Here is a 12,929-nt window from a genome sequence, read left to right as displayed (position 1 = left end):
GGTCATTATGCAGCTTTTGGGAAATCTCAAAATACATTTTCTAGCGCTCGTACTAACTGTAGTCGCTGAATTTATAGGCATAAAAAAACTAGGTCCCGTTGTATTATTGCCATTATTGTACACATTGGTTCTAGGTTTATTAATTTCTATTCCTAAGTTTAAAATTCTTACTATTAAACAGATGGAAAAATCTGCAGATTATATCGGTATTGCCGTTATGATCTTGATGGTAAAAGTAGGTTTAGGTATCGGTCCAAATCTTGGTATTCTTACAAGTGCAGGCTGGGCATTATTACTACAAGAGCTTGGGCATTTCTTTGGTACGATTGTATTCGGTTTACCAGTAGCTTTATTAGTAGGTATGCGTCGAGAAGCAGTAGGTGCTTGTTACTCCGTAGACCGTGAGCCGAACGTAGCAATTATTATCGACAAATTTGGCTTTAGCTCTCCTGAGGGCCGTGGTGTTATGGGCATGTACATCTGTGGCGTTCTTATCGGTGCTATGTGGTCCTCCGTATTGGCTGGTATGTTGGCACAATCTGGATGGTTCCATCCATTGGCATTAGCTATGGGCGCTGGCGTAGGTAGTGCTAGTATGATGGCTGCCGCTACGGCTCCAATCATTGCAGTATATCCAGATTACGAACAACAAATTATGGCTCTTGCAGGGGCTGCAAACTTGTTGACTACCGTTCTAGGCGTATACTTTGGCCTATTTGTTTCTTTACCAGTTATGGAAAAAACATACAACTTCTTTACAGGTCGTACCCGTGAACAGGATTTAGCAGAGGAGGCAGCAAATCATGAGTAAAAGTGAAAAATTAACACAGTTTGTCATCGTTATTTGTATTGCTGCTATCATCACTGCAGTAGGTAATGTAATGGATGGTAAACATCTATTTAGCGATAGTTTAGTTGGCGTAGCTATCTTAGCAGTCCTTGCTACAATTGGTGCATTGCTCTCTAATTTGCCGTATGCTAATAAATTACCTATGGTATTCTGGGTTTCCTTAGTCGGTGTTGTTGCATCCTTACCAGGAATGCCTGGCCAAGAATGGATTATAGCAAAAACTAGCCAAGTTACATTCCTTGCTACTACAACACCAGTACTTGCTTATGCAGGTTTATCCTTAGGGAAAGACCTTGGTGCATTCCGTCGCTTATCTTGGCGCATTATTCCTGTTGCACTAGCTGTAACTGCAGGTACTTTCATCTGTGCGACAGCATTAGCCCAATTAGTACTTCATTTAGAAGGTTTAATTTAATACTAAATCATAATGTTAGATGTTTAAATTATGTTAAGATATAATTATAGATTTATATTTTAGAAGATATCTATATATCATGATGACATGATCGACCGTATTTTATACGGTCGATTTTATAAAGGAGATAGTATGAGCCGTATGACAAAGGAAGAAGTAAAACAACGTGTTTGTAAAGCTATTGTTGATGCACAACCGCGTTTACGAGAATTGGCTGAATCTATTATGGCTGAACCTGAACTAGGTTTTAAAGAGGTAAAAACCTCTAAAAAGGTTCAAGCTATGTTTGATGAACTGGGCATTTCTTATACTACAGGTCATGCATTGACAGGTGTAAAAGGTAGAATGAAAGGCCGAGATAGTAAATATACGGTTGCAATGGTGGGGGAATTAGATGCCATTCTCTGTCCTCGCCATCCTCGCGCTGATGATTTAACAGGGGCTGCTCATTGCTGTGGTCATAATGTACAAATTACGAATATGTTTGCCGTAGCTATAGGCTTACAAGCAGTGATGGATGAGCTAGCTGGTGATGTTGTACTATTTGCTGTCCCTGCAGAGGAAATGATTGAAATTGATTACCGCAACAAATTGCGTGAGCAAGGAAAACTCAAGTATATGGGCGGTAAGCAACAGCTTATCTATGAAGGTGCTTTCGATGATATCGATACGGCTATGCAAATGCATGTGGAGACTGCCAAAACTCCAGCTGGTGAAATGGGGCTTGGTAGTACCTCCAATGGTTTTGTATCTAAACTGATTGAGTATCACGGCAAGGTAGCTCATGCGGCTCAAGCACCTCATGAAGGGATCAATGCTCTTAATGCTGCTTTAATGGGTGTTATGGGGGTTAACTCCATTCGTGAAACTTTCAAAGAAAGCGATTATTTCAGATTCCACCCAATCATTAATCAAGGCGGTACATTGGTAAACTGTGTGCCTGATTATGTTCAAGTTGAAAGCTATGTGCGTGCCTCAAATATTCAAGCTATTGTAGATGGTAACCATCGTGTCAATCGTGCCTTAAAAGCCGGTGGTGATGCAGTAGGGGCCACATGTGTTATCAAGGACCTCCCTGGTTATTTACCGATGCGTAATGATGAACGTATGAATGCTCTATTACGAGAAAATTCAAATCCTATCTTTGGTGAAGCCAATGTATACCAAGGCCCACATATTACAGCTAGTACAGACATGGGGGACGTATCTCACTTGATGCCGGTTATCCATCCATGGGTTGGCTGTATTAGTGGTGTACTACACAGTGCAGAATACGAAATCTCTGTCCCTGATGTAGCGTACATTAAAACAGCACAAGCCTTGGCTATGACAATCGTAGACTTACTATACGATGACGCAGCAGGCGCTAAGGATGTATTAGACAACTTTACGCCAGCATTAAACAAAGAAACTTATATTGAACTCTTAGATCGCATTGCTAAGGGTGAATAAAATAAACCACCTATCGAAGATGAATTGATTATCTTTGGTAGGTGGTTTTTAATTTAAACTGTCTATTGACTTTCGAAAAATAAACATAATAAAATATAACAAATGAGTTTATTTTTTACTATTAGAGGAAGTATATGAAAAAAGAGAGATTTACTTTTCTGTCTTAGTTTTGCTTGTATGCTACCATTACATATTTATGGAGCGAGACCGATTGATACACAAGCACAACTAGATAGAGCGAGAGAACAGCAATTAGCGAGAGAGGCGCGGCTTGGAGAGGGACGAATTACAGTACAAACAGGTGGATTAGATAGTACATCTGGATCTTTATCATCACAAGATGGTTATACAGTACCGGCACAACAGCCAGCACATGTAGGACCATCTTTTTTTGTATCTCAAATACGTATTGTTGAAGAGCCTATTAGTCAATCTGCACAATTAACATATAATGATATGACAAATTCAACTATGGATCAGACTACGTTTGTAGATAATAGCTCTGTAGCAAGTGCACGATTGATTAAAGGTCCATTGTATTATGAAGCTCAAAAAAAGAAACTTCAATTAGATGTACCTAGAGAATTTGGTTTTTTACGAAAAACAATTAAACCATTTTTGAATCGTAAACTTACACTTGAAGATATAAACATTTTATCTAATAGACTAAATAATGCACTAATTGAGCATGGTTATGTTACTTCTAGAATTGGTATTCCACCTCAATCCTTAGCTTCAGGTAATTTACAATTCAATTTACAACTAGGTCGAGTAGAAGCTATATTATATAAACCTTACGTACAGCCATTACCATGGGAAAATGCATTTCCGATTCGTAAAGGAGATATCTTAAATATTCGGAATATAGAACAAGGTATAGAGCAAATGAAGCGTCTAGGCTCTCAAAATGTGTCTATTGAGCTTGAACCTGGTTCAAAACCATTGGCTACCAATATTGTGCTTGAAACGACTAAAAAGCCGCCTATCCATGGGATGGTGTCCATAGATGATTCTGGATTAAAAGAAACGGGAAAGCTTCAGTGGACTGCGGCTATTGGTATTGATCGTGTCTTTAATGCCAACGATTCTTTGAATTTAAGTGTTAATCGAGATGCAGCTCAAGACGGTGAACATAAAGGTACCAGAAATCATAGTATTTCTTATTCCATACCTAGAGGAAAGGATACCTTTAGTATTTCCTATAGTGATATGAAATATCACCAAACGATTAATTCTATGGCTACACCATTTATTAGTTCTAGCCATGCCAAGACGGTTAGAGGTTCATGGAATCATGTATTCCATCGAGATCGAACGACTAAACGTAGTTGGGACATTATTATTAGCAAACGTAATGCCAAAAATTATATTAATGATGTAGAGGTTGCTGTACAACGTGCCAATACAGCTTCTGTAGAATTTGGTATATCAGAACGAAGATATATTAAGCAAAATACGTTATATTCTAGAGCGGCTATTAAACAAGGTGTTGGCTGGTTTGGTTCACAACCTGAATATGGTAATGGAGCACCTAGTACTAGATTTACACAACTTTTAGTAGATGTGGATTATCAAATACCTCGTACATGGGGGCATAGACCAGCAAGTATTACTACATCATTCCATGGACAATGGACATTAGGGGATAAACGTTTATTCTCTAGAGATATGATTAGCCTTGGTAATCGATATACAGTACAAGGGTTTGATGGTGAGAATACATTAATGGCTGAAAGCGGTTGGTATATGCGTAATGAAGTTGCTAGCTATATTCCTAAATGGAAATCAAGTATTTATGCTAACGTAGATTTTGGCGCTGTATATGGTCCGAGTACAGATATATTAACAGGTAAATTTATTGCTGGTACTAGTTTAGGGATGAAAGGGCAGTTTAAATCTGGATTGTTTTACGATGTGTTTGTCGGTGCCCCTTTATATAAACCAAGAGGTTATAGAACAGACTCTGTAACTACAGGTTTCCAAGCTGGTATACGATTCTAAATAGTTTGAGTATATGTATTAATAGAGAGAGTAATTATGAAACAAAAACGATTACAATATAAAATTGCCGTTTGGCTTACAATGGGCTTAATGATTGTAGACCCATTAGTTGTACCATTTGCCTATGCAGCAAACCCTATCGAAGTTGACACAAATGCACCACATGAAAGACAAGCTACGGTTGGTCAAGCTGGTAATGGTATTACATTAGTAAATATTGCAGGACCTAGTGCTAGTGGCGTATCTAGAAATGATTACACTAACTTTAATGTACCGCAAAATGGTGTAATTCTAAATAACTCTTACCAAATGTCTAATACAAAATTAGGTGGCTATGTACCTGGTAATGCCAATATGATGCGAGGTTCTGCTAATGTTATTGTTAACGAGGTTACATCCCATAATCCAACTGATATGAAAGGGTTTATTGAGGTAGCAGGTCGTAAAGCTTCAGTAGTTGTAGCTAATCCAAATGGTATTACTGTAGATGGTGGTGGCTTTATCAATACAGATCGAGCAGTATTAACTACAGGTAAAATAGAATATGATTCAAAGGGAAATTTAAACGCCTATCGTGTAGAGCAAGGGCGTATTTCTATTAACGGAAATGGTCTTAATGCTAAAGATGCTAATGCTCTACAAATTTTAACAGAAGCAACAAATGTAAATGCTGGAGTATGGGCTAATACAATTGAAACACGTACTGGCAAAAATACAATAGATGCTAATACATTAAACACTCAAAAAATTGGTGATTCTAGCAATGTTGGCTTAGATGTCTCTGCTATTGGTGGTATGTATGCAAATTCTATCACTATGAAAGGTACTAATACTGGTCTTGGTGTAAATGTGAAAGGCGTAGTAAGTTCTACACAAGCATCTAGTATTACTAGTGATGGTAAAATCATAGTTGATGGTGGTGTTACGAGTAATGGAAATACTACGTTAGCTGGTCAAAGCATTGCTATTCACAATAGTGGTGTGGTTCAAGGTGATGTATCTACGACGGTAAATAGTAAAGAAGCAGTAAATAATAGTGGTCTTATTAACTCAGGAAAAACTACGGACATAAAAGCTAAATCCGTAGATAACAATGAAGGTGGACGTATTTACGGTGATACTGTAGCTATTGATGCAAATACAGTTAAAAACCATACAAATTCTGAAATAGAACAACGCTACCATAAGGCTGGTAAGGCTTTAGAAAAGGCTAAAAATGATCTAGATGCTGAATGGAACGCTGATATCACAAAATATAAAACTAAAACAGAGTTAGAAGCACATCGTCAACGCATTAAAGAGTTAACGAATGCTTATGATGAGGCACAAGAGAATGTTACTACTATAAAAAAAGAATTAGATACGCATAAGTCTGGTGTCATTGCAGGGCGTAATCACGTTGATATAACTTCAGATACCATAAATAATACGGGTAAGGGATTCATCTATAGTGGTGGCACTATGGACCTAACAGCTAAAGAAGGTATCAATAATACGGGATCAACTATTAAAGCCGTAAATTCTATTGAACTAGATACACCTGTAGTAAATAATAAAAATCTTGCATTAGGTGTAAAGCGTGTTTCAGATGGTATTACTAAAAATCCTGATAAGTTAAAAGTTACTGACCCACACCATAAGTTAGAGGGCCAAGTCTTTGATAAGTCAGAATTCCCTTATGCTGATTACAAAAGTGGCTATGGTACACCTCATGTAAAACCTGTTAAGACTGCTGAAGATGAAGCTTATAACAAAGAGATGGATAAAGATGAAAATCGAGTTCATAAATTTACGATTATTCGATCTGAAACAGAGCATACTCATAAAGAAGTGACTAATGATGATCCAGGTGTTATTAGTAGTGGCGGTGATGTTGTAACAACAGGTATTCTCCATAATGATAATAGTAAAGTGATTTCTGGAGGGACGATTCAAACTAAGGGGCGAATAGAAAATATATCTGATTCGATGAGTGATAAAAGCTTTATTACTGGAACCACTCAAGAGAGTAAAACAATAAGAAAACGGAAAAGTCATGGTGTAAGACATAAACGTCGCAGAGTTTGGGATCAAGAAGTCTATATGACCCCAACCATTACTGAAACTAATGTAAAGCCAATTGGTACAGTTAAAGAGCATGCGGAAGATACATTGTCTAAAGCTACTATTGCAAAAGTCAATGATAGTTTGGATCCCTATGGTTTAGGTGGTGGAAAAGGTAAAGAAAGTCATACTATAGATGGTTTATCCTTACCAACAGAAGCACTATATCAAATTCATCCAGATATTACAGCTAATGCTTTGATAGAAACAGACTCCGCTTTTACAAATCGTAAGAATTTTTTATCTTCTCAATATATGCTTGATGCCTTAGCAAATGATCCTGAACGAAGATTAAAACGTTTAGGTGATGGATTCTATGAGCAGCAGCTTATTAATGATCAAATCGTATCCGCTACAGGCAAACAATATTTAGAAGGGTATACAGATAATGAAGCTGAATATAAAGCGTTGTTAGAGGCTGGTATAGCCTTTGGTAAAGCATTTAAACTAGCTCCAGGAATTGCTTTATCTAAAGAACAAATGGAAGCTATAACAACTGATATGGTGTGGTTAGAAACTAAAACAGTTGTAGTAGATGGAAAAGCTCAACAAGTTCTATATCCTAAAGTATATTTAGCGAAACAACCTGCAAAATCTGTTGATGCAATGGGTGGAATCATAAGTGGTAAAGCTATTGTTAGCAATACTAATGCAGATATTCTAAATCAAGGCATTATGACTGCAGATACAATTGTATTAGGCGCTCATGATGTACAAAATACAGGCCGTATCGATGGACGTCAAGTGAATATTAAAGCGTCACAAGATGTAATAAATACAGGTAATATTCATGGTGATAAACAGGTTACTATTAATGCTGGTCGTGATATTAATGTAGGTGCTCATGTAGATAGATTAGAACATCACGATATTGTTAGTCGTCAAGGAACTATTGGTGTAGCAAAAGATGGTGATTTAGTTTTATCTGCGAAACGAGATGTTAACCTTAAAGGTGCTATTGTTCATACTGGAGATAATTCTAAAGCAACGATTGAGGCTGGGCAGAATATTAACTTAACAACAGAAGCATTATCTTCTAAAAAGGATATGACTGTTAATAGTGATAACTATAATCGTACTGATCGCCGTACAGAATTAGGTACAGCTATTTTAAGTGATAGTCATGTTAATTTACGTGCAGGAAATGATGTAAATATCCGTAATGGTATTGTTAATAGTGAACATGGTGTCACATCTGTTGAAGCCGGAAATGACGTTAATATTACTAAGGGGAATAGTTATAGCCGTGATGAATATGGGCTAAAATACAAAGAAAAGAGTTTACTATCTCGTACAACTAATATCATACGTACAGATCATGAGCACACAGGTGTTTTATCTTCAACAATTGGTGGCGATACGATTAATGTGAAAGCTAATCGCAATGTTTCTGTAACAGGTTCTAACATTTTAGGAACAAAAGATGTATCCGTATCTGCAGGTAATGACGTGCGTACAGATTCTGGTGAAGAAACTCAACGTGATGATGTATATCAATATAGTAAAAAGTCTGGTCTAATGGGAGCAGGTATAGGCTTTACTATTGGTAGTAAAAAAGTGACTGATACAACAGATGGCAGATATAAAACTCAAGTTGCAAGTAACATTTCTTCCTCAGATGGAGCGATTAATGTTAAGGCTGGTAATGTCATTCATAGTACTACGACAAACTATTTTAGTAATCAACCTGCAGACCTTTCTGCTCAAAATGTGATTGTTGATGGGAAGCATAATACTGCACATGTAGTGCAAAGTCACGAGGAGAAGCGTTCCGGTCTTACTGTAAGTGTTGGTGGTCAGATTGTTAATGAATTAAATAATATTCAGCAACTGGGTAAACGGGCTAACACTAGAAAAAATAGCAACTTATCTACATTAGAGTATCTTGAAGCTGCCAATACTTTAAAACATGCTTATAATGATGGGGCTACTTATAATAATGCTAAGATAGAAAAACTTGTAGAAAAAGAAAAAGCTATACTGGCAAAGGCGGATGAACTCAATACAGCACATCAGGCAGAACATCCTGAAGAGAAAAATGCTATGCATCCAGATGTTAAAACTGCGATCAATAATATAAATAATAGGGCTAAAAAAGATCGTTTACTCAATATACATGTTGGTGTTGGTTCGAGCAAATTTAAACAGGTTAGTGAACTTAATCAAGAGAATTATATAGGTAGTTCTATAGGTAGCAAAAATAAGGTAAGTATTACTGCAGATAGTGATAATAGTGATAAAGGCAATATTCATATTACAGGTAGTGTAATAGAGGCTCCAGAGGTTAATTTAAATGCAACAAATAACCTAAGTTTAGATGCAGGAACAAACTCTTCGGTACAACGTGATACATATACAAGTTCAGGATGGTCTGTTGGTGCTACAGTTAGTCCTCACGGTAATGGTGTTATTGGTTTAGATGCTAATGTGTATAAAGGTAAAGAAAATGCATTAGAGACAACTAAGACACATACTGGAACCATTATTCGTGGTAAACAAGTCAATACTGTCTCTGGAAATGATACAGAAATTATAGGTTCTAAGGTCATCGGTGAGAGTGTGACTACAAAAGTTGGACATGATTTGAAAATTGAAAGTTTACAAGATACGAATGACTACCATAAAATAAGTAAAAATAAAGGTATATCTGTATCTTATGGTATGAGTGGACCTGCAAGAGTTGGGTTTGATAATTCGAGAGGCACTACAGATAGTCACTATGCAAGTGTTACAAACCAGGCTGGTATATATGCAGGTGATGGTGGATATAATGTACAGGTAAATAATGCAACTACACTTACAGGTGGTATAATCAAGGGTAGTACAGATAAATCTAAGAATAAATTATCCTCTAATTCTTTAACAATGAATGATATTCAAAATGAAACATCCTATTCAGCAAAGACTTCTGGATATAGTTTATCTACAACTAAACGCTCTAAAAATAATCCGATAGGTATTACTGGTAGCCCTAAAATGGGTATTCCTGTGAAGGGGAATTCTAAATCAACTACTCATTCTGCTATCAGTGAAGGTATCATTGAAATTGCTGAGAAAGAATCCTTAGAAAAGATTAATCATGATACGGAACAGGCTCTTAATAAACTCGCACCAATTTTTGATAAGAAAACAGTAGAAGAAAAAGAAATTCTATTAACAAAAATTTCTGATCATGGATATAAATTAATTGGTGATATTGCGCTTCATGAGCAAAATGTGCTAATTAAGAAAATTGAACATGCTGAAGAAATAGGTGATAAAGAAGAAGTAGCAAAACTACGTAAGAAGGCTCAGATGTGGGGTGAGGGTGGTATTTATAAAGTAGCCTTACATGGAGCATTTGGAGCTGTTATTTCAGATTTATCCGGTTATAATGGATTAAAAGGATTTAAAACGAGTGCGATTAATGAAGCTAGTCAACCCATTTTAGAAAAAGTTGGGAATCCTGACCTTCAAAAAATTATTAGTATAGTTATTGCTAAAAGTATTAATAGTGAAAATATATCTCCAGCTTTAGTAAATTCAGCAATTGAGAATAATTGGCTTACACATCATGATCAAATGAGTTTAAAAAATGATTATAAAAATTATAAAGATGGAGTAATTAGTCTGGATGAATGGGTTAGAAAACTAGCTTATTATGATACTTTAATGTGGTATGAATACAATCATTTAAACATATATAATACAAATAACGAGATTTCTAAGGAGTTATATGGTTATCTAAGTTCTGATATAATTGGCTCTGGATCATTTCAGGATGTTATGAACAATTTAGTATATAAATATGTTACATTAAATGGATTGGAAGATTCATTTTACATTTATAAGCAAGAGGCTAGTGAGAAAATAATACGATCTCGTGAATCTAATAATAAATACAAACTTAATTCTCCAACTATTTGGAATCCGGTATCAAACTCTAATTGGGGAGAATCTTTAAATTCTGTTCAAACTACTAATAACAATGACAGTTATATAATGCCATACCAAAATGGTATCCAAAATTCTGATAAACGTAGTAACTTTAGGCTAGTTGGTGACGATACATCTAATATCACTGGTTTTCATGCTAAAGGTGATAAGGGACACTTAACCTTTACTAATGGTATAAATGCCGGAGCTAATGGTGAAATAAGTGTTTTTAGGGTACATCATGAGGTTGAAAAAAATGCTGCTAAAATTGAATTAAATGGTGACATATTCTATTTGGCTGGTGATGTAGATGGAAAACTTGGTCAAGGTAATATATATGTCAAAGCAGGTGCTTTGGCCGCACTAGCTCATGGTAATGCAAGTTATTCATTAGATTTTGGTAATTTTCTTATTGTTGCTGAAGGAAATGTATATGGCGGTGGACTTGGTGCATCCTTTGAAGGAGGTATTGACAGAGAAAAAGGAAAAGGTAAAATTAAATTTGATATAGTAGATGGTGTTGGTGCTGGTGGGAGCATTACTGTACAATTTAAAAATTAAAAGGAGATAATAGTATGAAACGATTTTTTTTCTATGCATTTGCATTGTTTGTATTAATTTCTATAATTTATTCAATTGTTTATGATTTTATGATTGGTGCTGAAATTCATTATGATTTTTATGGTGCGTTTTTTATTTGTTGGTTAGTTTTCTTTGGTATCTTAAAGCTAGTATTAAGAGTATAAATCTATTAGAGTTATATTAAATATAGTTTTTATAAGTAATATAGAGATTACAATTCACGTAATTTAATTGATAAGTAAAGGGAATAACATAATGCGACGATTAATAGTATATGGATTTGCAGTATTAGCTATACTTAATATCTTATATGGAATAGTAGATGATATTTTAACAGGTAGTCCGATCCATTATGATTTTTACTTAACTTCTTTTGTTTGTTTCTCAATATTTTTTATTGTGCTGAAACTAGCTTTACGCGTATAAAATAATAGTTTGACATTCTTCCCTCTATATTGCTACAATATTGTGTATAATATATGCGATGAAGCAGAGTAGTAAACCTCTCTAGCGAGTGAGGATGGTGTAAGCTCACATTTGGTTGAAGGCGCTGTAGAGCATTGGCAGGAACGCAGGTATCTGTTAGTAAAGGCCAACATAGAAAAAAGAGGGCGCAAGCCAAATAGGGTGGAACCGCGGGTATACTCGTCCCTGTAACGTTTTTCGTTACAGGGACTTTTTTGTTTGTAACGAAATGGTTGATTTTATGTCGGTTGTGTAAAGTGGAGGCAGCAATGACATTTCAAGAGATTATTTTAAATCTACAAAAATTCTGGAGCGATCAAGGTTGTATCGTTCAAAATCCATATGACATCGAAAAGGGCGCAGGCACAATGAATCCTGCAACATTCTTGCATGCTATTGGTCCTGAACCATGGGCTGTATGTTATGTAGAACCTTCTCGTCGTCCAGCAGACGGTCGCTATGGTGATAACCCTAACCGTTTGTTCCAACATCATCAATTCCAAGTTATTGTGAAACCATCTCCAGATAATATCCAAGAATTGTACTTACAATCCTTGGCAACTCTTGGTATTCATGCGGAAGATCACGATATCCGTTTCGTAGAGGATAACTGGGAATCTCCAACATTGGGCGCTTGGGGCCTTGGTTGGGAAGTATGGCTCGACGGTATGGAAGTAACTCAGTTTACATATTTCCAACAAGTTGGTTCCATCGACTGTAAACCAGTTTCCGTAGAAATTACATACGGTTTAGAACGTTTGGCTATGTACATTCAAGGCGTAGAAAACGTATATGACCTTAAATGGAATGAAAATGTTACATACGGTGATGTTTGGCATGCTAACGAAGTTGAACAATCCGTATATAACTTTGAATTAGCAGATACAGATATGCTTTTCAAATTATTTGATATGTACGAAGCAGAAGCAAAACGTGTTTGCGAAGCCGGCTATGTATTACCAGCTTACGACTATGTATTGAAATGTTCCCACACATTCAACTTGCTTGATTCCCGTGGCGCTATTTCTATCAGCGAACGTACTGCTTTCATCGGCCGCGTACGTGCATTAGCTCGTATTTGTGCACAACAATACCTTGCTAAACGCGAAGAATTAGGTTTCCCACTTTTGAAAGGAGATAAATAAG

The 12,929-nt window shown here is 36.2% G+C and carries 7 protein-coding genes; all 7 read left to right on the top strand.

Annotated elements, in window-relative coordinates; translation table 11 throughout:
- The first annotated feature begins 7 nt into the window (after positions 1-7).
- Entirely contained in the window at positions 8-811 is an 804-nt protein-coding gene (locus tag O3607_RS01875) for a DUF3100 domain-containing protein (protein ID WP_119206430.1), read from the top strand.
- Complete coding sequence (locus O3607_RS01870) at positions 804-1,265, top strand: hypothetical protein (RefSeq protein ID WP_005386525.1); 462 nt, start codon at positions 804-806, stop codon at positions 1,263-1,265. Before O3607_RS01875 ends, O3607_RS01870 begins: the two co-directional genes overlap by 8 nt.
- A 132-nt stretch (positions 1,266-1,397) precedes the next feature.
- The gene (locus O3607_RS01865; RefSeq protein WP_371443222.1) at positions 1,398-2,717 is read left to right on the top strand and encodes an amidohydrolase; all 1,320 of its coding nucleotides are present in this window, start codon (positions 1,398-1,400) and stop codon (positions 2,715-2,717) included.
- A gap of 177 nt (positions 2,718-2,894) precedes the next feature.
- The gene (locus O3607_RS01860; RefSeq protein ID WP_371443221.1) at positions 2,895-4,718 is read left to right on the top strand and encodes a ShlB/FhaC/HecB family hemolysin secretion/activation protein; all 1,824 of its coding nucleotides are present in this window, start codon (positions 2,895-2,897) and stop codon (positions 4,716-4,718) included.
- A 36-nt stretch (positions 4,719-4,754) separates the two neighbouring features.
- Positions 4,755-11,297, top strand: coding sequence for a hemagglutinin repeat-containing protein (locus tag O3607_RS01855; protein ID WP_371443220.1), 6,543 nt, complete (start codon positions 4,755-4,757; stop codon positions 11,295-11,297).
- A 14-nt stretch (positions 11,298-11,311) separates the two neighbouring features.
- Positions 11,312-11,482: a hypothetical protein gene (locus O3607_RS01850; RefSeq protein ID WP_173017614.1), complete on the top strand. Its 171-nt coding sequence runs from the start codon at positions 11,312-11,314 to the stop codon at positions 11,480-11,482.
- A gap of 570 nt (positions 11,483-12,052) precedes the next feature.
- Positions 12,053-12,928: a glycine--tRNA ligase subunit alpha gene (gene glyQ, locus O3607_RS01845; RefSeq protein WP_039969172.1), complete on the top strand. Its 876-nt coding sequence runs from the start codon at positions 12,053-12,055 to the stop codon at positions 12,926-12,928.
- Position 12,929 lies beyond the last annotated feature (1 nt).

This window comes from Veillonella sp. 20925_1_51 (assembly GCF_041431445.1).
GTDB lineage: Bacteria > Bacillota > Negativicutes > Veillonellales > Veillonellaceae > Veillonella > Veillonella nakazawae.
Note: the sequence above shows the minus strand (reverse complement) of the source record. Positions and strands in the feature narration are given on the sequence as shown.